The organism is Acinetobacter sp. AOR01_HL, assembly GCF_027855455.1.
GTDB lineage: Bacteria > Pseudomonadota > Gammaproteobacteria > Pseudomonadales > Moraxellaceae > Acinetobacter > Acinetobacter baumannii.
The window spans coordinates 80,748-105,097 of sequence record NZ_JAKTIM010000032.1; the positions used below are offsets into that span (position 1 = coordinate 80,748).

23 protein-coding genes are annotated in these 24,350 nt (G+C 39.1%); 15 read left to right on the forward strand and 8 right to left on the reverse strand.

Translation table 11 applies throughout. The annotated features are described in order from the left end of the window. The 3 genes from prmC to MKL62_RS09400 form a co-directional block, all read right to left on the reverse strand. Complete coding sequence (gene prmC, locus MKL62_RS09390; protein WP_005128355.1) at positions 1-822, reverse strand: peptide chain release factor N(5)-glutamine methyltransferase; 822 nt, start codon at positions 820-822, stop codon at positions 1-3. Continuing rightward, positions 822-1,910 carry a peptide chain release factor 1 gene (prfA, locus tag MKL62_RS09395; RefSeq protein ID WP_000648005.1) on the reverse strand — a complete coding sequence of 363 codons (1,089 nt, stop codon included), beginning with the start codon at positions 1,908-1,910 and terminating at the stop codon, positions 822-824. The genes prmC and prfA overlap by 1 nt, the downstream gene beginning before the upstream one ends. 190 nt (positions 1,911-2,100) lie before the next feature. Next, positions 2,101-2,940, reverse strand: a complete 840-nt coding sequence (locus MKL62_RS09400; RefSeq protein WP_005128354.1) for a type 1 glutamine amidotransferase domain-containing protein — start codon at positions 2,938-2,940, stop codon at positions 2,101-2,103. A gap of 119 nt (positions 2,941-3,059) precedes the next feature. Between MKL62_RS09400 and MKL62_RS09405 the strand changes: the two genes are divergently transcribed. From MKL62_RS09405 to MKL62_RS09425, 5 genes are all read left to right on the forward strand, one after another. After that, entirely contained in the window at positions 3,060-3,962 is a 903-nt protein-coding gene (locus MKL62_RS09405; protein WP_005128353.1) for a LysR family transcriptional regulator, read from the forward strand. Between the two features lie 197 nt (positions 3,963-4,159). Further along, positions 4,160-4,582 (forward strand): glycine zipper domain-containing protein, encoded by a 423-nt coding sequence (locus MKL62_RS09410; RefSeq protein WP_000772607.1) that lies wholly within the window; start codon positions 4,160-4,162, stop codon positions 4,580-4,582. A gap of 234 nt (positions 4,583-4,816) precedes the next feature. Continuing rightward, positions 4,817-5,320, forward strand: coding sequence for a hypothetical protein (locus MKL62_RS09415; protein WP_000783724.1), 504 nt, complete (start codon positions 4,817-4,819; stop codon positions 5,318-5,320). 134 nt (positions 5,321-5,454) lie between these two features. After that, positions 5,455-6,459, forward strand: coding sequence for an LLM class flavin-dependent oxidoreductase (locus MKL62_RS09420; RefSeq protein WP_001257204.1), 1,005 nt, complete (start codon positions 5,455-5,457; stop codon positions 6,457-6,459). Positions 6,460-6,606: 147 nt separating this feature from the next. Then, positions 6,607-7,170 (forward strand): NAD(P)/FAD-dependent oxidoreductase, encoded by a 564-nt coding sequence (locus MKL62_RS09425; protein WP_000020764.1) that lies wholly within the window; start codon positions 6,607-6,609, stop codon positions 7,168-7,170. A 42-nt stretch (positions 7,171-7,212) separates the two neighbouring features. Here MKL62_RS09425 and pgaD read toward each other — a convergent pair whose 3' ends face one another. The 5 genes from pgaD to ppsR all read right to left on the reverse strand — a co-directional run bounded on the left by pgaD (position 7,213) and on the right by ppsR (position 14,410). Further along, positions 7,213-7,677 (reverse strand): poly-beta-1,6-N-acetyl-D-glucosamine biosynthesis protein PgaD, encoded by a 465-nt coding sequence (pgaD, locus tag MKL62_RS09430; protein ID WP_000786639.1) that lies wholly within the window; start codon positions 7,675-7,677, stop codon positions 7,213-7,215. Then, a complete protein-coding gene (pgaC, locus tag MKL62_RS09435) occupies positions 7,674-8,921 on the reverse strand; it encodes a poly-beta-1,6-N-acetyl-D-glucosamine synthase (RefSeq protein WP_005128352.1) in 1,248 nt (415 codons plus the stop codon). The genes pgaD and pgaC overlap by 4 nt, the downstream gene beginning before the upstream one ends. Further along, a complete protein-coding gene (pgaB, locus tag MKL62_RS09440; RefSeq protein ID WP_005128350.1) occupies positions 8,921-10,750 on the reverse strand; it encodes a poly-beta-1,6-N-acetyl-D-glucosamine N-deacetylase PgaB in 1,830 nt (609 codons plus the stop codon). The genes pgaC and pgaB overlap by 1 nt, the downstream gene beginning before the upstream one ends. Beyond that, entirely contained in the window at positions 10,750-13,188 is a 2,439-nt protein-coding gene (gene pgaA, locus MKL62_RS09445) for a poly-beta-1,6 N-acetyl-D-glucosamine exporter porin PgaA (RefSeq protein ID WP_005128348.1), read from the reverse strand. Before pgaA ends, pgaB begins: the two co-directional genes overlap by 1 nt. Before the next feature lie 385 nt (positions 13,189-13,573). Continuing rightward, complete coding sequence (gene ppsR, locus MKL62_RS09450; protein WP_000004354.1) at positions 13,574-14,410, reverse strand: posphoenolpyruvate synthetase regulatory kinase/phosphorylase PpsR; 837 nt, start codon at positions 14,408-14,410, stop codon at positions 13,574-13,576. A 146-nt stretch (positions 14,411-14,556) separates the two neighbouring features. Between ppsR and ppsA the strand changes: the two genes are divergently transcribed. From ppsA to rplI, 10 genes are all read left to right on the forward strand, one after another. Continuing rightward, a complete protein-coding gene (gene ppsA / locus MKL62_RS09455; protein WP_000853480.1) occupies positions 14,557-16,944 on the forward strand; it encodes a phosphoenolpyruvate synthase in 2,388 nt (795 codons plus the stop codon). 64 nt (positions 16,945-17,008) lie between these two features. Then, positions 17,009-17,764 (forward strand): RDD family protein, encoded by a 756-nt coding sequence (locus MKL62_RS09460; protein ID WP_001167811.1) that lies wholly within the window; start codon positions 17,009-17,011, stop codon positions 17,762-17,764. 316 nt (positions 17,765-18,080) lie between these two features. Then, positions 18,081-19,133 (forward strand): ubiquinol oxidase subunit II, encoded by a 1,053-nt coding sequence (cyoA, locus tag MKL62_RS09465; protein ID WP_001250044.1) that lies wholly within the window; start codon positions 18,081-18,083, stop codon positions 19,131-19,133. A 3-nt stretch (positions 19,134-19,136) separates the two neighbouring features. After that, positions 19,137-21,128: a cytochrome o ubiquinol oxidase subunit I gene (gene cyoB, locus MKL62_RS09470; RefSeq protein ID WP_000367186.1), complete on the forward strand. Its 1,992-nt coding sequence runs from the start codon at positions 19,137-19,139 to the stop codon at positions 21,126-21,128. A 4-nt stretch (positions 21,129-21,132) separates the two neighbouring features. Beyond that, positions 21,133-21,753 (forward strand): cytochrome o ubiquinol oxidase subunit III, encoded by a 621-nt coding sequence (cyoC, locus tag MKL62_RS09475; RefSeq protein WP_000852577.1) that lies wholly within the window; start codon positions 21,133-21,135, stop codon positions 21,751-21,753. Further along, on the forward strand, positions 21,753-22,082 hold the full coding sequence (locus MKL62_RS09480) for a cytochrome o ubiquinol oxidase subunit IV (RefSeq protein WP_000094534.1): 330 nt from the start codon (positions 21,753-21,755) through the stop codon (positions 22,080-22,082). Before cyoC ends, MKL62_RS09480 begins: the two co-directional genes overlap by 1 nt. A gap of 10 nt (positions 22,083-22,092) precedes the next feature. Next, the gene (gene cyoE, locus MKL62_RS09485; protein ID WP_000915319.1) at positions 22,093-22,971 is read left to right on the forward strand and encodes a heme o synthase; all 879 of its coding nucleotides are present in this window, start codon (positions 22,093-22,095) and stop codon (positions 22,969-22,971) included. 184 nt (positions 22,972-23,155) lie between these two features. Next, positions 23,156-23,539 (forward strand): 30S ribosomal protein S6, encoded by a 384-nt coding sequence (gene rpsF / locus MKL62_RS09490; protein WP_001216679.1) that lies wholly within the window; start codon positions 23,156-23,158, stop codon positions 23,537-23,539. 11 nt (positions 23,540-23,550) lie between these two features. After that, complete coding sequence (gene rpsR / locus MKL62_RS09495) at positions 23,551-23,778, forward strand: 30S ribosomal protein S18 (protein ID WP_000090661.1); 228 nt, start codon at positions 23,551-23,553, stop codon at positions 23,776-23,778. Positions 23,779-23,786: 8 nt separating this feature from the next. After that, on the forward strand, positions 23,787-24,233 hold the full coding sequence (gene rplI / locus MKL62_RS09500) for a 50S ribosomal protein L9 (protein ID WP_000382591.1): 447 nt from the start codon (positions 23,787-23,789) through the stop codon (positions 24,231-24,233). Positions 24,234-24,350: the final 117 nt, after the last annotated feature.

Here is a 24,350-nt window from a genome sequence, read left to right on the forward strand (position 1 = left end):
TTATTTTATTAATAATGATGCCAAAGTGACTCGATCATTTCGGCCATAGTCTTGAATAGTTTTTATCTCACTAAAACCATGCTCAGCAAATACATTTCGCACAGCTTGCCCCTGATCATAACCATGTTCCAGTGCAATCCAGCCTTGTGGTTTTAACCAGTTTTTGCCTTGGGCAATAATAATTTCAATATCGGCTAACCCATGATGGTCTGCAACCAACGCACGGCGCGGCTCTGTTGCCAAAGCTTGCATGTGTTCATCTTCAGGGTCAATGTAAGGCGGATTAGAAACAATTAAATCAAATTGTTGGGATTCCAGTGCTTCAAACCAAGCGCCACAAGCAAATCTCACATGATGCAAGCCATGTGCTCGTGCATTTTCTTTTGCGACTTCTAAAGTAGGCGCGTAAATATCAGTTGCTGTGACGAACCAGTCTGGACGTTCACTCGCTAATGCAAGCGCAATTGCACCTGTCCCCGTTCCCAAATCCACGATATTTGCATTCTTTGGCAAATTTAGATTTAAAACAGTTTCGACCAAAACTTCAGTATCTGGTCGTGGCACCAAAGTATCAGACGTTACTTTTAAATCGAGCGTCCAAAATGGTTGTGAACCTGTCACGTAAGCTAAAGGTTCACCATTTTGGATACGCTCAAGACCAGCCAAGTAGTCTTGCTCTTGTTGGGCTGTTAACTCTTGCTCAAGTCTGAACTTTAATTCGAGTGAATTGATTTTTAGAAAATGCTCAAGTAACCAAGCATTTTCCTGCCGTTCATAACTGTCAGGCTCACCACGAATTGCAAGCGCTTGAGCAATATTCATTAACCGCCATTTTCCTGTGCAAGCATCGCAAGCTGATCTGCCTGATATTCACGATGTAAACTATCGAGCAATTCCGTTAGATCACCTTCCATAATGGCATCCAACTTATATAAAGTTAGGTTAATACGGTGATCCGTCATGCGTCCTTGCGGGTAGTTATAAGTACGGATACGTTCAGAGCGGTCACCAGAACCGACCAAATCACGGCGCATTTCAGAAGTTGCCGCATCGGCTGCTGCACGTTTAGCATTTTCAAGACGTGATACTAACAATGCCATCGCCTTAGCTTTGTTTTTATGCTGTGAACGTTCTTCTTGGCACTCAACGACTGTACCGGTTGGAATGTGAGTAATACGCACTGCCGAATCGGTTTTGTTAATATGCTGACCACCCGCACCCGAAGCACGGTAAGTATCAATACGCAAATCTGCCGGGTTAATTTCAACGTTAGTATCAACGTCAATTTCAGGCAAGATTGCTACTGTACAAGCTGACGTATGCACACGACCTTGTGATTCAGTTGCTGGAACACGTTGTACACGATGCGCGCCACTTTCAAACTTTAAGCGGCCATACACACCATCACCATCTACACGGCAAATGACTTCTTTAAAACCACCATGCTCGCCTTCATTTTCAGAAAGGACTTCAATACGCCAACCTTGCGATTCGGCATATTTGCTATACATACGGAATAAATCGCCTGAGAAAATTGCAGCTTCATCACCGCCCGTCCCAGCACGAATTTCTAAATATGCAGCATTAGAGTCATTTGGATCTTTTGGAATCATCAAAATATTAAGCTGGCTTTCTAATTCTTCAAGCAATGCTTTATTTGCTTGAATTTCTTCTTCTGCCATATCTTTAAAGTCAGGGTCCGACTTCATCATTTCAGCAGTTTCAATATCTTCTTCTGCTTGACGGTATTTGCCCCAAACTTCGGTAATTTCAGTTAAATCACTATGTTCACGAGACAGTTTACGGAAACGTTTGTTATCGGAAATCACTTCTGCATCTGCAAGCAATGCAGTAAGTTCTTCATGACGATCACAGAGTTGATCAAGACGTAAACGGAGTGACGCTTTCATAAGAGGAAATATCTCAAAAGTCCAAAAAACTTATCTAGATAAATATAAGAAGATAAGCCAAATCATAAAAATAGCGCATAGTTTACAGTTTATGCCGATTAAATAACATATGTAATCCTTTAAAACGTTAACTTTCCAAATCCATATAATAAAAGAGACTTTATTTATAAAGTCTCTTTAACCTTTATAGTTATTTTAATTTTTCTAATAAAGTTTTACCGACAAGAACAGCCGAAGCTGGATTTTGTCCAGTAATAAGTTCACGATCCACCACTACATTTGGCGACCAAGCTTTCGTATTGCTTTGATATTTTGCTCCAAGTGACTCTAATGCAGTTTGTGGATAGAACTTCATCTCACCGCCTTTTAATAAGCCCTTCGCTTGCTCTTCTTCTTGATTGCTAATTACTGTCATCTGATAATTTTTATAAATCCATTCTCCAGTTTTAACTTTTTTACCTTGTTCAAGTTGCTTAACGGCTTCCGCAGCATGAGGTAAAGTTGACATCAGGGCTATAGGACCATGACAAACCAAAGCTGTAGGCTTTCCTGCATTATGAAAAGCCGTGAGAACTTTACCAAGCTGTTTATCTTTTAATAGGTCTTGCATAGGCGCGTGTCCGCCCGGAATATAAATAGCATCAAATTGATCTATACCAATTTGCTCAATACGCGCCAGACTTACAACAGGAGAATCTTGAGCAGAAGTTAACTTTAGATCATGTAATAAACCAGCATACTGCTTTAATGCTTTTTCATCTTGATTAAAATACATCACATTATTTGATGACTCATCTAACGTTGGAGCTTTCCCCTTTGGAGTGGCAAATGTTACGGTATGCCCTGCATCTAAAAGCATCTTTGTAGGCTGCATCAACTCATTAAGATAAAAACCCGTTTTAAAAACCTGCTTATTCTTTAGCTCTAACTGTCCTTCATCAGACAATACAACCAATACATGAGCGGCATTTGCACTTAATGCTGCCGAAGCTGCAATCATTGCAAACATTATTTGATTTAACTTCTTCATTATTCGACCTTCATTCCAAGCATTTGCTGGATTTATAACTGGGATGGATATATTCTATTTTTACCCCAGAGGTAGAAAAACAACTCATTTCACAAATCTTTTTTGCGTTTGAGGACAAAATGTCTCGCCAATTTGATCATCTTGCCGATGTTGAAGTGTTTTTAATTGTGGCCGAAAAGCTTTCTATTAGTGCAGCTGCAATTTATTTAGCAACAACTCCTTCAGTCATTAGTAGAACAATTACGCGGCTAGAGAAAAAACTTGGCATTCAGTTTTTTAGAAGAACAACTCGTCATTTGAGCCTGACTGAAGCTGGTCAACTTTATTATGAAAAGATGCAACATGCATTTCAGTTAATTGATCATGCAGAGCGTGCTATTCAAGGTAAGCAACTGCAAATTTCCGGCAAAATTAAATTAAGTGTGCCTACGACTTATGGGCACTATCGTCTACCACCCTTATTAGAAAAATTTCTTTTGAAATATCCGGACATTCAAATTGAAATTAGTATTTCTAATCGAAACGTTGACTTAATTGCTGAGGGTTTTGATTTAGCCATCCGTCAAGGACAACTTCCTAACAGCGCCCTTATTGCTAGACCTTTAGAGCAAGCACCTTTAAAACTTGTTGCCTCACCTGCTTATTTGAAACGCATGGGTATTCCAAAAAATTTGGAAGAATTAAAATATCATCAATGTATTGCCTTTGAATTGCCCAGTAGCGGCAAAATAACTCCATGGTTTTTAAAAAATGATAATGAGGAAATTCAATGGATACCAACAAATCGAATTTTAGTAAAAGAGGATATTGTTGGTCTGGTAACTCTTGCTGAAAGCGGGCTAGGTATATGTCAAAGTTACGACTTTATTGTTAATGAAAAAATTCAACAAGGAAAACTACAACCTATACTTACTACATATGCAGGTCATACACGTCCTTTTTCTTTGTTATATGCGCAGCATAAACACATGTCCTCTGCTACCCGAGCTTTAATTGATTTCTTATGTTCAAATGATGACTAGCTAAACTGAATATATGTAAATGGTATTTAATTTTTCTAGGTGAATAGTAAATATTCTATTTTAATAGAAAGCATACAAAGAAGACACTAAACTCCAATAATCGAGTGAAGGTTCTCCACATTTAAAGAGAAGTGTTTTGTTACATTTGCCGTAACGAAAGATATTAAGGTCCTGTAACTTGGGACACGGAGTAAATGATGAAATTAAATGCTTTATTATGTAGTGCTGTTTTAGCTACTTCTATGGTAACTGTAGCACATGCTGACAACACAACTCATGTAGCAGCAGCTTCTGCTTTAGGTAGTGTTGCTGGTACTGCAATTGGTAAAAGCATGGGTGGTACATCTGGCGCAACAATTGGTGCTGCTTTAGGTGGTGCTGGTGGTGCAGCAGTTGCAAGTGACCGTCGTCACCGTACAGAATCTGCAATTGGCGGTGGTTTAGGTGGCGGTGCAGGTTATACTGTTGGTAAAAGCATGGGTGGTACAAACGGTGGTTACATCGGTGCTGCTTTAGGTGCAGCAGGTGGTTCTGCTTTAGGTAATAAAATTTCTAAAGACCGTGATGCAGATCGTTCTTCTAAATATTGGAAGAAAAAACACCGTCATCATCGTCACTAATTACCGTGATGAAATCGGCTTAAAAACACCTTCGGGTGTTTTTTTATAACTAAAAATTTTGGTTTCCAAGATAGTTGCTCATAGTTTATCCATATATTAATAGAAACAATACAAAGCAGACACAAAACTATCGTATCCGCATGTGCCTTCTTCATAATTTTCTCGAAATTTTTAATTACATTTAGCTCAAGACATAAAGATTGCTCGTTATTGAAAAGAGCATGGAGTTCCACAATGAAAATGAATGTTTGGTTAGCAAGTGCATTAATCGCAACAACATCTATGGTTACAGTTGCTCATGCAGATAATGGTACCCGTGTAGCGGCAACTTCTGCTCTAGGTAGTGTAGTAGGAACAGCAATCGGTAAAAGTATCGGCGGTACATCAGGTGCAACAATTGGTGCAGCTTTAGGTGGTGCTGGTGGTGCTGCTGCAGCAAGCGACCGTCGTAACCGTACAGAAGCGGCTATTGGTGGTGCTTTAGGCGGTGGCGCAGGTTACACCGTTGGTAAAAACATGGGCGGTACAAATGGCGGATATATCGGTGCAGCAGTTGGTGCCGCTGGTGGTTCTGCTCTAGGTCGTAAAGTTGCCCAAGATCGTAACTATGATGACCGTTATGACCGTCGTTATGATCGTGATGACCGTAGATATTATGATGGTGATCGCCGCTATTACAGAGGTGGTAACTACCGTCATGACAACGGTTTACACCGTGGTTGGTACAAACATCGTTAATTTATATATCAATCTAAAAAAGCACCCTAGTGGTGCTTTTTTATTTTAGGAAGAAAGCCATATCGAAAAAAAACGATATACAATGGCTTCTTTATATCGTATTATTTCGATATAACGTTTTCCGAGAATATCGCATGCGATCACTTCAAGATACTAAATTTTCAATTTTGGAGCTTGCCCCTATACGTGATGATAAAACTATAGAGTTTTCATTACGTCATGCATTAGAGCTTGCCCAACATGCAGAAAAGTTAGGTTATGACCGTTTTTGGCTTGCAGAACATCATAATATGGATGGAATTGCGAGTTCGGCAACAGCTGTTTTACTTGGTTTTATCGCGGCTCATACCCAGCGCATTCGTTTAGGTTCAGGCGGGATCATGCTGCCAAACCATGCTCCGTTAGTGGTTGCAGAACAATTCGGTACATTAGCTACTTTATATCCAGACCGTATTGAGTTAGGTTTAGGCCGCGCTCCAGGTACAGATCAGGTCACTATGCGTGCCTTACGCCGCGGACATCAGGAAACAGAAGATCAATTCCCGAGAGATGTTGTAGAAATCTTGCAATATTTCAAAGCACCTCAAGTGGGCCAAAAGATTATTGCGACACCTGGACAAAATACTCATGTACCTGTCTGGTTGTTAGGTTCAAGCTTATTTAGTGCCCAGTTGGCTGCAAAACTTGGCTTACCCTACTCATTTGCATCACATTTTGCACCACGTATGCTTGGTCAAGCCATTGAACTTTATCGTGAGAATTTTGAGCCTTCTGAATATCTAGATAAACCTTACGTTTCAATGGGTGTTCCAGTTGTCGTTGCTAATACAGATGAAGAAGCACAGTTCTTGGCAACAAGTGCTTATCAACGTGTATTAGGATTAATTCGTGGGGAAAGTCTCAAACTGAAGCCACCAGTTACATCTATGCAGGGATTATGGAACACGGCAGAACAACTTTCTGTTGAAAACTTCTATACGATGGCACAAATCGGTTCAGTTGAAACAGTACGTTCGGGTCTGCAAAAACTTCTGGACACTTATGAAGTCGATGAGTTTATTTTTACTTGTGATGTATACGACACAGCTAAACGCTTAGATAGCTTCACCCAATTAATGCAAGTAAAATCAGGAAATTAATATATATGCAACATCTCATGTTTGAATCTATATCAAGCATGAGATAACCACCTATCTGAAAATACTTTACCCAGACTCCTTGCTTGGTTATTTATATTAAAACGATAAAAAATCATCATAAATGAAAACCAAAAGGACTTTTGGAAAATGAGTATTGACCTTAAAAATAATGTCGCTAAATCAGCTATTTTTCAAAATACAGTTGAGGATTTTGAAGCCTTCACTGGTCAAATTCTGCCATCAAATAAACTTAAAGAATTTGATTTTTCTCATTTAAATGTAGCCATTATTGGAACGGATCAGGAGACCGTAACGCATTTAGAAAAAATCTGCCAACAGGCAAAATTTGTAACGGTATTTCAAATTACGCCTCACTTTATTTTACCTCACAGTCAAATCGGTATACATCGATTAATTACCCATCCACTTATTGCCAAGAACCGGAGGTTATTTAACAATCGTGTTAAAAGCATCTTAGCTCTACGTTTTCTTGAAACCCAAGTAAATGAAACATGGCTTAAACGACTTTTGACGCCCAATACCGCACGGGCAAATAAAACATTTTTTAAATCGGATAGCTACTATACTGCACTGCAAAGAGCAAATTGCAAACTACAAACTTGGCCGATTGTAAAAGTTACCGATACAGCCATTTATAGTATGGATGGCACTCAACGACCCGTTGATATCATTATCAGAACCACACCTTAAAAATAAAAAAGCATGGTTGATAGACCATGCTTTTTTTCTCACTCATTTCAAATCATATCGAGTTAAATACCCCTGCTCATCATAATGTAAGATGATGCGCTGGGACTTTTGTAATTCTGATAATGATTCGGTACTGACCATAAATTGTGAGGCCAGCAACTCAACAGAGCTATTCGGGGCCTTGCTGCGACGATCATCTCCATGAAATCTAAGCCAGTTATAACTTGCCCATAAAATTAAAATGAGTGCGCTCAGACCTATTAACAGAAGTAAATGCAATAAAGTTTTCACTTCTGAAACATGATCTACCCACACATAGTCATAAATGAGGTGCCCTTCAAAAATCCATAAAAATAATGAAACGAGTGGAAAAAGCAGCCACATTAAACAAAACCAACCTATTGTTTGTAACGTATAGTTTGCGGTTTTATTTTTCACATATTCAGGCTGATCAATATATTCAGGTATATCTAAAACTTCTACGTCGATATTTGCATCATTTTTCATGAGTGATCTCCACGGAAGCCTCGATCAGGGCTTACCCAACGAGCACGTTTTTTTGTATTAAATATAGTCTTAGGTACAGCAACAACACTGGTAAATAATGTCAGTAACCAGAAAAATAATGGATACCAAATTACCCAAAAATAATTTCTAAAAAGCCGACCACGATCATAACGATGGTCTATCCATAAACTTACTAGAAATTGAACAAGACATGTTCCACCTAATATCACGCCATACCACTGCGGCATGAGTGAATTAATTTGAAATTGTTGCGGTAAATCCACAAATAATCCCACAAAAAATAGAATAAAAATCATAATCATCACATATGACCAAATAATACTGACTAACGCTTCGAGCATTACCGGCCACATACGGCGCAAGCGGAGTTTGAACATTTTAGGAATATATTCTAATAATACCTCTACCCCACCTTGTGCCCAGCGTAAACGCTGTTTCCAAAGGCCTTTAAAGGTTTCCGGCATATAGATATAACAAAGTGCTTGAGGAATATATTGAATGTCCCAATGGTCCATTTGGAGCTTCCAAGAGATATCAATATCTTCCGTAATTTTGTCATCAGACCAAAAGCCCACGCGAACCAAAGCGGTCTTTCTAAAAGCTGCAATAACGCCTGATACTGTAAAAATACGGCCATATGTTCTTTGTGCGCGCTTAATCAAGCCAATAATTGAAGAGAACTCGCCAACTTGTAATTTACCTAAAATACTTGAGCGATTTAAAATTCTAGGATTACCGGTTACAGCACCAATTCTTGGAAAATTTAAAAAAGGCTGCATAAGCCAAAGTACTGCATGAGGATGTAATAAAGCGTCTCCGTCAATACACACTAGATATTCGTATTTACTTACTAACACTCCCGATCTTAAAGCCACTGCCTTACCTTGGTTTTCTGCCAGGTGCACAACTCTTAATCGGGCGTCTTGAGCTGCCAGTTCATCAAGAATTTCTGCAGTGCTGTCACTACTTCCGTCATTTACAGCAATGACTTCAAAATTCGGATATTTTGTCTGTAAGGCATAACGAATCGTTTGTCGGACCTGAGCTTCTTCATTAAAGCAAGGAATAATAATACTGCACCCTTCACTTGATGGCTCAAGCAGTTGCTGCTCATGATATTCCCTTTTAAAGAAAAACCAGAGACCTCCTACCATCCATGTCCAAGCCATCAACAACGGATATAAAAAGGCAAAAGCAAATAATATATCGAGTAATACTTTCATTACTTTTTCCCCTCAGTCGCGAGACCTGCAAAGGGCTGATACATAACCGAACTCGAATTCAAGCTAATCGGGTTATATAAATATTCATGAACATTTTTTGAGTTTTCATTGGTATAGCCATCAATACCAAATTTCTGAATACCTATGCGCTGAATATTGAAAAGACCTTGTTTCACTTCTTGCCAGGCATTTTGCTGACTATTTTCGGGTAATGATAAAGTCAGCATAATGCGCTGTTTATATTTCGCATCAAGCGTATTTAAAATTGCTAATACGTGATTAAACTGTTTTTGCTTACCCACTATATTGAACTTAAGATTTACTAAATCATGTTGGGATAACAGCGTTTTTAAAAGCGTTGGTAAATTTTCAATATGTTCAAAATCAGGTGTAAGCAATAAACTAAACTGAGCCTGATTACTCATGTTTAAATAAGGCTTCACAGCCTTTTGAGTAAGCTGGCTCACATATGTAAGCTGTTTTAATTGGTCAGCACAGGCATTTTCTTTTATTGTTGTGCTTTGCATAGCACAATTTAAAGTGGTTCCAGCATTAAGTTGAATACCACTTAAATTACTATTGAAACGTGCGATATCCTTCGCTAAATCTGCCACCAAAAACGGTTTATTTTTTTGGGGATATACAGGCAACTCTAAAATAACCGACTGTCCGGCACGAGTTTGTGCCTGCCATAAAGTTCGGTTCAAAATATCTTGCTGGACGCTTAGTTGATTTGTTGGCAAATAAGCAATGTCATACTGCCCATCGCCATCTTGATCATCTAAAGGTTTCAATATCAATGTGTTATTTTTTAAGCTATAAAGCTTGGATAACAATAACCCTAGTTTCTCATCTGACTGAGTATTAGTTGAAGCAGCTAACTGTTTTAAGTCCATACTCACAAAGTGGCGAGGTTGCTTAAATAAATCTAATTCTTCAAAGTTGAGAATATTGATCATACCCTCTGTTAATTGCTCAGCTGTAGGATTATTAGTGACCAAACTACGTTTAAAAGTCGAGTCACTCACCCTATTCATTCCATCACGTCCTAAACTGAAAGAAAAAATAAAGCCGGCTTCTTGAGACAATTTTTCTAATTGCTCATTCACAGCGCCATAAGGCCAAATAATTGCCTTAGGTTCAACACCCACTTCTTTCTTTAAAACGGCGTATGATTTTTTTAAGTCCTGCAAAATACGTTGTTGATATTCTGCATCCGTTTCATAACGCTTTTGTGATTTTAAATACGCGTAAGAAGTCGCAGCAGGCTGTTCATTCCCTTGAGGATTAGCCAATACTCCATGATGCAAATCATCACTATGACTTGCAAACTCGGCTAAGCCCGAAGCTTGCATTTCTCGCACTTGCTTCCAATTGACTAGATTTCCTTGCCCATAAGCTTCATAGCCAGCTTGTGTATTCCCATTTAGCCAGCTGGTCGGAAGTGCAAATACTGCCGGAATCTGATATTGCTTAAGTAATGGAAATACACGGCTATAACTACTTAAAGCACCATCATCGAAAGTTAACAAAATAGAATTATGAGGTAATTCCTTACCTTGTTTACGCGCTTCTTCAATATCTTTTAAGCGAATGGGCTTCCAATCAGATTGACTTAACCAGTCAAAGAACTGTGCTAAATTTTTCGTTTGGATTGCATAAATATCCCGATCCCCTTCTTTTAAGACATCATCCCTGACATCATGAAAGGTTAAAGAAACCGTATGATTTTTTGGTAAATCTTTTTCTATCTGGGCATATGCAAATTGCAGAGGCAACAATGTTGAGACCAAGGCACAGCCCAACATTTTCGACAATAAATTATTCATTAAAAACGCCCTTCAAATCCAAAAATACCGTAGGTATGTTGTTCATCATGTCCATCGTAAGGATGGTATTGCCAACCAATTCCATAATTGAGCTGCCATGTCCGTGATAGCTGCCATTGATGTTGATATTGCAAAGAGTAAGTGGGTTTAGCAGAGTAATCGGCCTGTTTATAAAGGCCTACACCCGCTTCAAAATGCTGTTTAAATGAACGCTCATATTCACGCCAAGTCACCCAATCATGACTTAAGTTCATCTCAGCGCTGTAATGTGAACTTGGACTAAAATAAGCTGTTTGATCTTGGCTGTTAGTACCGTAGAAACCTCGAACAGTGCCATAAGTAATATGATGAGGTGCGTCGAATAGCCTTTCACGCCAAAATGTTGAAAATTCTTGTTGTTTGTTACCATCACTAATATCAGTTAAACCGTAACTCGCGCCAATCTGGCGAGATTCATCTTTTTGCCATGTAACAGCAGCTCGGTAAGATTGACCATCTTCCCCTGCATCAAGGGCTTGTAGAGGAATGTCAGCCTGACTGTTATATTGCAATTGATACTGCCAGTGGTCATTTAGCCATTGGGACCAATCAAGACGGACTCCTGCTTGTCCACCATCCGTACTTTGCGACACAATTGCCGCCAACGCCTTACGGTTCGCCTGCCATTCTGCTCCGACCCCATAACGCTGGTCATGCACATCGCCAAAACGGTACTCACCATAACGATCTTGATGCCAAGCGAATAAACGATAATTATCCTTAATCCAAGGGCTATTAAGACGCGTTTCCATTTCACGGTCTTTTAAACCATTCTGCCCACTTACAGTATCGCGACCGTCGGCCTTACTTTGCCCCCAAGTGGTTGAGTGTGAAATTGTGGCTCTATTACGATCTTCTAATTCTTTTCGACTTTTAATGACCCCACTATCATCAGGGTAATATTGCACTAAGTTTTGTGTGGTTTTTCGCCATGTCGGAATATCACCTAAAGCTTGAGCATTTTGCATTTCATTAATGCGGGTGTCTTTAGCAATCGGATCTATACCATTTAACCGGGAAATTGTTTTTTTTGCCTCTAGCGGTTTTTCTCTCCAACGTTCTACACGCGCAAGATTATTAATCAGGCTCTCATTCGCAGGCGCCTGCTCTACTTTTTTTTGAAAATGCTTTTCAGCTTGATCCAGATGATTAGCGTAGGCTAAATGCATTCCTTGTAAAGCAATATAATCATCACGATCAGGATGGCTGATTTTATCTACACCCTTAGCCTGACTATATTTATAAGTTGGAATAAGCCGATCAACTTCAGCGAGAAGTTGTTCAGCTTCCTTATATTTTTCTTGTTCAATATAAGAATAATACAGTCCCGTATAAACGGTCATATCCGGATAATTCTTTTCGGTTAAAAGCGTTTTATAAGCAAACTCGGCCTTTTTCGGTTTTTGCTCCGCCAAATAACTATCCGCAATTGCATGACGTACATATGCCGGTAATTTTTCGAGTGGAATATTCAACTGGGTGAAATTCTCTATAACTGCTTTTGAACGCCCTCTAAAATCTAATCCATATAAATAATCGTAATAAAATCGTAAGTAATTAGGATCGGAAGGATTCATTTGCTGATGCATTTTTTGTCCTTGCTCCAGCACTTTATCTAATTCAGCAAAGCTTTCGGCATCGGATAGACCTTCGCGATTTAAATATTTATATCGAGCAATTGCATTGTTGATATGTTGAGAAAACTCACTAACTTGTAAAGTCTGCAGCATTTGCACTGTTTGTTCAGTTTTTTCGCTCGCTTGCAGCAATTGCTGTGCCTTCTTATATGAGCCAATAGCAATTAGATCATAAACATATTCTTGTAAAACGGATGAAGATTTTGGTTGTTGTTGATAAGCATGCTCAACTGTAGCTAAAGCATCTACTGGTAAATTTATTAAACGATAAGCATATGCAACCCGTACCAACTGATCAGCAGTTAAACCTTTAATATCGATCTTCGACAACTGATCTTTAGCATTCGCCACATCTTGAGCTTCAGCATACAAAACCGATAATAAAATACGCCCATCAACTGACTTTTGAATATTGAACTTATTTGACCAGTCAATTGCAGTTTTAAAATGCTTAAAATCACGGAAATTTTGAATTAAAGGTAACTTTGCATATTCTGGAAAGTCTACATAATTAATATTTACCAAAAACCGTGAAAAATTCGTAAGATCCCTTTTTTCACTTGACATAATAAACAGATAATCAGCAAGCAGCTTTTGATCATGCGGGTATTTATTTAGCAATTGATCTAGTTGAGATACAGCTTGTTGAGTTTGTCCTGCTCTATAATTTTGAATAGCTTGCTCACGCAATACATCAACCTGAGCAGCGTATAAATGAATTGGCAAGAGATAGACCAATGAAAAAACACATTTCTTTAGCATTTTGAGAATCGAATAGTCCCATATCGAGATGGGAAAGTATAGTTAAAAATGTGACATACATCACAATAATCAAATAACTAGCACCTTTAATCACAAATAATAAATATGGAGAAAAAAAGTATTTGTTTTTTTAAAAGCCACCTAAAAACAAACATTTATAAAAATATAGATTATTCTTTTATATACATTTCTTTTCAAAATTATTCTTTTTGAATATATTTAATTTGCACAAAACACACTTAACATTAACCAATCAAAAACATTTTTATATAAATGGTTTTATATTTAAAACTTTTATTTTTAATTTGTTTTATATTTAAAACCATTCAATTTAATCATATTAATAAAGTTTAAATTGAATGGTTAAAATAAATAATTGACTTAATTAACCAATACGACGTTTTAAGCCTGTCATTTGTAAAATACGAGTAGAAATTTCTTCAATCGACATTTCGGTAACATTTAAGTATTTAATTCCCTCAGAAATATAAATACCTTCAATAGCTCGCAACTCCATCTGACACTGGCTAAAACTTGCATATCGGCTATTCGCTTTACGTTCACTTCGAATGGCAACCAAGCGCTCTGCATCAATCATCAAACCAAATAATTTACTGCGGTGCTCTCTTAAAACTGCCGGTAAACGATTATCATCTAAATCTTCTTCGGTTAAAGGATAGTTAGCAACACGGATACCAAATTGCAAAGATAGATAAATAGAAGTCGGTGTTTTACCGGAACGAGACACCCCAATTAAAATTAAATCAGCTTTGTCATAATGGCGGGTACGTGCTCCATCATCATTATCAAGCGCAAAATGAACAGCATCAATCCGGGCTTTGTAATACTCCGAATCGGTCACGGCATGAGTCTGTCCTACTAAAGTTGTAGGCGGGGTTCCAAGCTCCTGTTCCAGCTTACTAATTAACCCTTCAAACACATCCAGATTAACCGCTTTAGCCGTATTAATAATTTCTCGCACATGCGGATCGACCAAAGTATCAAATACTAATGGCAGGCAACCATCTCTGGTCTGACACTTGTTAATCTCGACCACCACTGCCATTGCGGCCTCTTCAGTGGTGATATAAGGCATGATGTGAATATCAAAATCTACGTTAGGAAATTGGGCTAATAACGAATGTCCAAGGGTCTCGGCAGTAATCGCAGTTCCATCAGAAATAAAAAAAACACTCCGCTTAAATTGTTTACTTTCTGACATTAAAATTCTCCTTAAACATTTGTCTTAGTGCTATATAATCTTTATAGTAAACTGATCTTACATGACTGTCGCTTAGTAAAATTCTCAACTAAGCACTTTATTTTTTAATTTCATGCCAAGATAGACATTAATACTGCAAAAGTGGAGTGAAAACTTTGGAAGCGCGCGTAATCGGTCTAGAAAAATTAGGGAAACACGATGTCGAACTCGTAGGTGGGAAAAACTCATCTTTGGGTGAAATGATCAGCCATTTATCAAATGCTGGTGTATCGGTACCTGGTGGTTTTGCAACAACTGCTGATGCCTATCGTGAGTTCTTAGACCAAAGCGGTCTTAACGCTCGAATTCAAGCAGAACTTGCAGAGCTTAACGTTGACGATGTAAATGCCTTAGCAGAAACTGGCGCTAAAATTCGTCAATGGATTGTAGAGACTCCACTTACACCTGGCTTAGAACAAGAAATTCGTGAAGCATTTGCTGCACTTTCAAATGGTAACCCAGATATTGCTGTTGCTGTTCGTTCGTCTGCTACTGCAGAAGACTTACCGGATGCATCGTTCGCCGGTCAGCAAGAAACTTTCTTGAATATTCGCGGTATTGATAACGTATTAATTGCTGTAAAAGAAGTATTTGCATCATTATTTAATGACCGTGCTATTGCATATCGCGTTCACCAAGGTTTTGAACACAGTCTAGTTGCGCTTTCTGCTGGTGTTCAACGTATGGTTCGCTCTGAAACTGGCGCTGCAGGCGTAATGTTTACCCTTGATACTGAGTCTGGCTTCCGTGATGTTGTATTTATTACTGCATCTTACGGTTTAGGTGAAATGGTTGTACAAGGTGCCGTTAACCCGGATGAATTCTATCTTTCTAAACCATTATTAAATGCAGGTAAACACGCGGTATTACGCCGTAACCTTGGTTCTAAGCACCAGAAAATGATTTATGGTGAAGAAGGTTCAGCGGGTAAATCTGTTGTAGTTGTAGACGTTGAAAAACAAGAACGTCAACAATTCGCGTTAAATGATCACGAGTTACAAGAGTTAGCGAAACAAGCGCTTATTATCGAAAAGCACTATGGCGCTCCAATGGATATCGAGTGGGCAAAAGATGGTGACGATGGTCAAATCTATATTGTTCAAGCTCGTCCTGAAACTGTAAAGAGCCGTCAAAATGTCGGCACAATGGAACGCTACCTACTCAAGCAAAAAGGTACTGTACTTTGTGAAGGCCGTTCAATCGGTCAACGTATTGGTTCTGGTAAAGTCCGTATTGTTAACTCAATTAAAGAAATGGACAAAGTACAAGACGGTGACGTACTTGTATCAGACATGACTGACCCAGATTGGGAACCAGTAATGAAACGTGCTGCTGCCATCATTACTAACCGTGGTGGCCGTACTTGTCACGCGGCAATTATTGCCCGTGAACTTGGCGTACCAGCAATCGTAGGTTGTGGTAACGCAACTGAAGTATTGACTGATGGTCAAGAAGTTACTGTTTCTTGTGCTGAAGGCGACACTGGTTTCATCTACGAAGGCGCGTTAGATTTTGAAGTTCAACGTAACTCTATCGAATCTATGCCTAAACTTTCATTCAAAATCATGATGAACGTAGGTAACCCTGACCGTGCCTTTGACTTTGCTCAAATTCCAAACGAAGGTATTGGACTTGCTCGTCTAGAGTTCATTATTAACCGTATGATCGGTGTTCACCCTAAAGCTCTTCTGAACATTGAAAGCTTGCCTCGCGAAACTCGTGCTGCGGTAATGACCCGTACAGCTGGTTATGCATCACCTGTAGAATTCTATGTTGAAAAACTAGTTGAAGGTATTGCTACACTTGCAGCAGCATTTGCTGATAAACCAGTTATTGTTCGTATGTCTGACTTTAAGTCAAATGAATATGCGAATCTTATTGGCGGTAAGTTATACGAGCCAGAAGAAGAAAACCCAATGCTTGGCTTCCGTGGCGCAAGCCGTTATGTTTCGGACAATTTCCGTGACTGTTTCGAACTTGAATGTCGCGCACTTAAAAAAGTTCGTGATGAAATGGGTTTAACTAACATCCAAATCATGATCCCATTCGTACGTACAGTGTCTGAAGCGAAACGCGTTATTGAGTTATTAGCTCAAAATGGCTTGAAGCGTGGTGAGAATGGCTTAAAAGTCATCATGATGTGTGAATTACCAACTAATGCATTGTTAGCTGAACAATTCCTTGAACACTTCGATGGCTTCTCTATCGGTTCTAACGACTTAACTCAGTTAACACTTGGTCTTGACCGTGACTCTGGTATTGTTTCTCACTTGTTCGATGAGCGTGATGCTGCTGTAAAAGCTCTCCTTTCTATGGCAATTCATGCTTGTCGTAAAGCGGGTAAATATGTCGGTATCTGTGGTCAAGGACCATCAGACCACCCAGACCTTGCAAAATGGTTAATGGAGCAAGGTATTGAATCAGTATCTCTTAACCCTGACTCGGTTTTAGACACATGGTTCTTCCTTGCTGAAGAAAAAATCAAGCAAATCTAATTTGTTATAAAAAAAGACCCATCCGTGGGTCTTTTTTCATCTTTAGAATAGAGAATTTTTACTTATGCAAATTTACTTGGCACGTAATAATCAACAAGCTGGGCCTTATACCTTAGAACAACTAAATCAAATGTTGGCAAGTCAACAAGTTTTGCTTACTGATTTAGCTTGGCATGAAGGCATGACAGAATGGAAAGCTTTAGGAGAATTAACCCAAGGTAAACTTGTATATCAACCTACTGGTTATTCTGCTTTTTCAGCAAATACAAATACGCCTTATAATGAGACCATTCAACACATTCGTGTAGAAACTAAAACACACGAGCTTGCTTCAATTTCGTCTCGTGCTCTTGCAAAAATTATTGACTTATTACTTTGGCTACCTATTGCAGCTATTCCGTCTTTTTTCTTTAATGAAGCTCAATATAAACAACTTTTTGAGTTACAAAAACAGATGCAATCTGCAGAAGTTGCATCAACTAAAGCAGCTGAACTTCAACAGCAGCTTTTTACCCTTATTCCTATAGAAGCTTGGCACACAATGCTACTTTATGTCGTGATAATGCTCGCTATTCAAGCATTTTTATTGACTAAGTTTGGGCAAAGTATTGGTAAAAAAATTGTCGGAATTAGAATTGTCGATGCCGAAACCAATGGTAAAGTTAATTTAACGCGTATCTTCCTTCTAAGAAGTGTCGTTTTCATTATATTAAACTTACTATTTATGCCTATTAGTACAATTATTGACTATGCTTTTGCATTAGGACAAAAGCGACAAGCTCTACATGACAAAATTGCAAGAACAAAAGTGATCAAATGATAGTAAATGACTCATTCATTTAATGTCTAAAAAAAAGGAGGCACCTCGCCTCCTTTTTTTCCATAGAGAGTTGATATTTAAATAAAAGCTCTGTTGAAATTAGATACCCTACAAAAAAAATCGGGTTTTAAAACAATTATTTCAGACGACTTTATGTGTAGCTTAGTTTGTCGATATGAGGCATAATGCCCTACAACGTAGCGGTGTCACATCATTGAGAAGTCTAATTTTTAAGACTAGCGTTCTCAATCATGCGACACTTTAATCGCTATCCCATATTTAATTAGGGAATGGGACTCTTCACCGAGGTTGTAAAATGAGACAAACGATTTTAGCTGTATTGTCTTTATCAACGCTTGCCGCACTTTTGACTGGGTGTGGTGGTGATATGGTACTTCTAAACTCTAAAGGTCCAGTTGGTCAAGGTCAAAGTGACCTTATGATGACTGCGATCTATTTAATGTTACTTGTGGTGATTCCTTCAATCATCATGGCATTATGGTTTGGTTGGAAATATCGTGCGTCAAATAAAGATGCAGACTATAAACCTACATGGGCACACTCAACTGCAATTGAAGTTGTAGTATGGGGTATTCCTGTCATTATTATTGGTATTTTAGCTTGGTTAACTTGGTGGGGTTCCCACAAGTATGACCCATACCGTCCTTTAGAATCAGATAAAGCACCTTTAACTATTCAGGTTATTGCTGAACAGTTCAAGTGGATTTTTATTTATCCTGAACAAAACATTGCGACTGTTAACGAAGTACGTTTCCCAGAGAAAACTCCGTTAAGTTTCAAAATCACTTCTAACTTCACGATGAACTCATTCTTCATTCCACAGTTAGGCGGTCAGATTTATGCAATGGCAGGTATGCAAACTCACCTTCATTTGTTAGCAAATGAAACTGGTGTATATCGTGGTTTCTCTTCTAACTACTCAGGCTATGGTTTCTCTCAAATGCGTTTCAAAGCGCATAGCGTTACAGAGCAACAATTCAACGAATGGGTAGCGGCTGTTAAAGCAGGTAATGGTACAACTATTAACCCAGAAGCAGTTCAAAAAACTACGCTTGACCAAGCTGAATTGGCAACCTTACGTGATGGCGATCGTTCTAAGCACCAAATCGAGCATTTAGTAAATCGTGCTAAAGCTGCTGGTGACCAAGAAGCGCTTGCTAAAGCAGAAGCGATGAAACCGTTCCCGACTAAGCCACACCCTGTGACTTATTACTCTTCAGTTGAACCAAAATTGTTTGAAACAATTATCAACCACTATATGAGTAACTATCATGGTGCTGACCACTCTGCTGCACATACAACAGCAGAAACTCATGTTGCAGCTGAACACGCTGCTCAAGGGGAATAAGACATGGATATGATTTTTGGTAAATTGGGTTGGGACTCTATCCCGACAGAGCCAATCGTACTTGTCACCATGGTCTTTATGGCACTTGGTGCAATTGCTGTGCTTGGCGGTATCACCTATTTCAAAAAATGGGGATATTTGTGGAAAGAATGGTTTACAACTGTAGACCATAAAAAGATTGGTATCATGTATATCATCGTATCTGTTGTCATGCTTTTGCGTGGTTTCGCCGATGCGATCATGATGCGTTTACAACTTTTCCTCGCTAAAGGCGGTGGTGAAGGTTATTTACATCCTGACCATTACGACCAGATCTTCACCGCTCACGGTGTAATCATGATCTTCTTCGTAGCAATGGGTCTAGTTGTAGGTATGATGAACATCTCTGTACCTTTACAGATCGGTGCTCGTGACGTTGCTTTCCCATTATTAAACTCTTTAAGCTTCTGGTTATTCGCTGGTGCTGCTGGTTTAATGATGCTTTCACTTGTATTAGGTGAATTTGCTGCGACTGGTTGGATGGCTTACCCTCCTCTGTCTGGTATTCAATATTCTCCTGGTGTAGGTGTTGACTACTATATCTGGGCACTTCAGGTTTCTGGTCTAGGTACGCTTTTATCTGGTGTTAACTTCTTCGTTACCATCATCAAAATGCGTGCGCCTGGCATGAAATTGATGGATATGCCTATTTTCACGTGGACTTCACTTTGTACGGCTGTATTAATCATTGCATCTTTCCCTGTATTAACAGGTACTCTTGCGATGCTTACATTAGACCGTTACTTCGGTTTCCATTTCTTCACAAATGAGCTTGGCGGTAGCCCAATGCTTTATGTGAACTTGATCTGGACATGGGGTCACCCTGAAGTATATATCTTGGTATTACCAGCATTTGGTTTATACTCAGAAATCGTTGCAACCTTCTCTCGTAAAGCGTTGTTCGGTTACAAGTCTATGGTATATGCAACAATTGCAATTACTGTATTAGCATTTGTTGTATGGCTTCACCACTTCTTCACCATGGGTGCTGGTGCGAACGTTAACGCGTTCTTCGGTATCATGACCATGGTTATTGCGATTCCTACTGGTGTGAAAATCTTCTCTTGGTTATTCACCATGTATAAAGGTCGCATCACCTTTACTACTCCAATGTTATGGACGCTTGGCTTCCTTGTAACATTCGGTATTGGTGGTTTAACTGGTGTACTTATGGCTGTTCCACCTGCGGACTTCCTTGTACACAACTCATTATTCTTGATCGCTCACTTCCATAACGTAATTATCGGTGGTGTGGTGTTTGGTATGTTTGCCGGCATCATTTACTACTGGCCAAAAATGTTTGGTTGGAAGCTCAATGAAGCATGGGGTAAAGCTGCATTCTGGTTCTGGTTCTTCGGTTTCTATTTTGCATTCATGCCACTTTATATCCTTGGTTTCATGGGTATGACTCGTCGTTTGAATACATATGACAACCCTGAATGGGACCCATACCTTGCGATTGCATTATTCGGTGCTGTTCTTGTTGCAATTGGTATTGCATGTTTCTTAATGCAAATCATCGTTGGTTTCTTACAACGTCACCAAAACATGGACTACACAGGCGATCCATGGGATGCTCGTACACTTGAATGGGCTACTTCTTCCCCTGCTCCATTCTATAACTTTGCTCATGAACCAGATGCAAGCGGTATTGACCGTTTCTGGACTGACAAAGAGAACGGTGTAGCATACGCACGTAATACTAAATATGAAGACATCCACATGCCGACTGACCGTGCTGCTGGTTTTGTCATTGCAATGTTCATTACTCTTCTTGGCTTTGCACTCATCTGGCATATTTGGTGGCTCGTTGTTGTTTCATTCGTTGCAGCTGTTGTTAGCTTGATCGTAAGCTCATTCACTAAGAATGTTGATTACTATGTTCCAGCTGCAGAAGTTGAGCGTATTGAAAACGAACGCTATGCTTTACTTGAAAAACACTTGAAGAAGGACTAAGGAAATGGCTGAAGTACTTCATCACGACAACCACGGCCATGATGGTCATCATGAACATGATGATACTGACTTAACGGTCTTTGGTTTCTGGACATACTTGATGAGTGACTTGATTCTTTTCGGATCACTCTTCATTGCGTTCGCTGTATTAAGCAGTCATGTTCCACCAGGAACTCCAAGTGCATATGACCTGTTCCATGAATCATTAGGCTACGTGTTAACTGAAACATTTGCCTTATTGATTTCATCGGTGACTTTCGGTTTTGCGGTACTTGCATCTTATAAAAAGAATGTAAATCAAGTGATCACTTGGTTATTTATTACATTCCTTTTTGGTGCAACCTTCATCGGGATGGAACTCTATGAATTCCATCACCTTGTAGAAGAAGGTCATGGTCCAACTCACAGTGCTTTCTTATCATCGTTCTTTACTTTGGTAGGTACGCACGGTATCCACGTAACTTCTGGTTTAGTGTGGATGTTGGTACTGATGTATCAAATCAAAACTAAAGGTTTGACTTTACCGAATACACGTCGTCTTGCTTGCTTAAGCTTGTTCTGGCACTTCCTTGACATCGTTTGGATCTGTGTATTCAGCGTCGTTTACTTACTGGGAGTTCTCTAATGAGTAGTCATGAGCATAATGCTGCTGGTGCGTCACACGGTAACTTTAAGCAATACACTGTTGGCTTTATTCTTTCTGTCATCCTTACCATCATCCCATTCGGGATGGTGATGGCGGGTGGTTTCAGCCGCGGTCTTTTGGTTACAGTGATTGCAATCACTGCCGTTGCTCAGGTTCTTGTACAACTTGTGTACTTCTTACACATGAATACATCATCTGAACAACGTTGGAATATGATTGCATTTATCTACACAATCCTATGTATCGCTGTACTTTTAATCGGTTCTGTGTGGATTATGAATTACCTTCACTACAATATGATGATCTAAACTGATTGTCATGTTGAAAAAGTATTTATTCCTGACTAAACCAGGAATTCTCTTCGGTAATTTCATTACCACCTTGGGCGGCTTCTTCTTAGCCGCCCAAGGCTCTATAGACATCTTATTATTATTGCTCACTCTCATTGGAACAACATTAGTTGTTGCTTCAGGTTGTGTGGTTAATAATGTTATAGATCAAGATATTGATACAAAGATGCAGCGCACTCAAAACCGTGCACTCGTTAAAAAAACCATCTCTCCTACTGTTGCGCTTGTATATGCTTTCGTACTCGGAGTAATGGGTTTTAGCATTTTGTGGTTTGGTGTAAATGGTTACGCATTTTTGTTTGCAATGATTGGTTTTATTGTCTATGTCGGTTTTTACAGTTTGTGGACTAAACGTACCTCAATCCATCAAACCGTCATTGGTAGTATCTCCGGAGCGAGCCCTCCTGTTATTGGTTATACAGCAGTAACTCATCAATTTGATGTGGCAGCCTTGCTTTTGTTTTTAGCATACGCTTTATGGCAAATGCCTCACTCTTGGGCAATTGCAATTTATCGTTTTGATGATTACAAAAATGCGGGAATTCCTATCTTGCCTGTAGCACGTTCCATTTATCGCACGAAAATTGAATGTGTAATCTATATCCTGTTGTTTGCAGCTGTTTTGAATGGGTTATATTGTTTTGGCTACACCAATGTATTTTTCTTGATTACCTTTAATGCTTTGACCGCATACTGGTTTTATTTATCAATTATTGGATTTAAAGCCGAAAACGACCAACTTTGGGCTAAACGCTTTTTCCTTTACTCAGTAATCTTAATTACTTTGCTAAGTTTAAGTTTTAGCTTTACCTATCAATCCCCTGCTCCAAATCTTCCTCTCTTTTAATTAAGGGAGGATTTCCTCCTCTCTCAAATAACTTTTATATTTCTCATCAAAAGATTTGTTTTTAGTCTAATTTTTACCTATAATTCAGCCTTCGCATTTTTTGCGACGTAGCTATTTATATTTTTAGCTATGACTCCTTGCTTCTAATTTTATTAGGGGCTGTTTAAACCGTAAGGAGCTGACAATGCGTCATTACGAAATCGTACTTTTGGTACACCCAGACCAAAGCGATCAAGTTGTAGGTATGGTTGAACGCTATATCTCTCAGATCAAAGAAGCTGATGGTCAAATTCACCGTTTAGAAGATTGGGGCCGTCGTCAATTGGCTTACCCAATTAACAAAATTCACAAAGCGCATTACATTCTTATGAATGTTGAATGTGGTCAATCTACGCTTGATGAGTTAGAAGAATTATTCCGTTATAACGACGCGATCATTCGTAACCTTATCATCCGTCGTGAACACGCAATCACTGAAGAGTCATTGCTTGCTAAGAGTGCTGAAGAAAAGCGTGCGCGTAAAGCTCAACGTGAAGAAGCACAGCAAGTTGCTCAAGAAGCTGAATAAGGAGAACATCAATGGCACGTTTTTACCGTCGTCGCAAGTTCTGCCGCTTTACAGCTGAGAATGTTGCGTACATCGACTACAAAGATATCGATACTTTAAAACAGTACATCACTGAAAACGGCAAGATTGTTCCTAGCCGTATCACTGGTACTAAAGCTCGTTATCAACGTCAATTAGCGCTTGCTATCAAACAAGCTCGCTACTTGTCTTTGATTCCGTACACTGACAACCATAAGTGAGGTGATCTGTGGACGTTATCTTATTACAACGCATTAAGAACCTTGGTAAATTAGGCGATAAAGTATCAGTTAAAGCTGGTTACGGCCGTAACTTCCTTATCCCTCAAGGTAAAGCAGTTGCAGCTACTGAAGCTAACACTGCTGCTTTCGAAGCTCGTCGTGCTGAACTTGAGAAGCAAGAAGCTGAAGTATTAGCTGCTGCTCAAGCACGTGCTGAACAATTGAACGAAGTTAACATCGTTATCACTGCTAAAGCTGGTGACGAAGGTAAACTCTTCGGTTCTATCGGTACTCGTGACATCGCTGACGCGTTAACGAATGCTGGTCTTACAGTTGACCGTGCAGAAGTTCGTTTACCAAACGGTGCGCTTCGTCACACTGGTGAATTCAACATCGCAATTCAATTGCACCATGATGTTGTTGCAGAAGTTCTCGTTACTATCGTATCTGAGTAATTTCTCATCAAAAAAAGAGCATGCTTACGCATGCTCTTTTTTTATCTCTTAAATTTAAGCAATAAAATTAGATATATTAATTCCTGATCAGTTCTTCAGTTTAATTGGTTTTTTAAT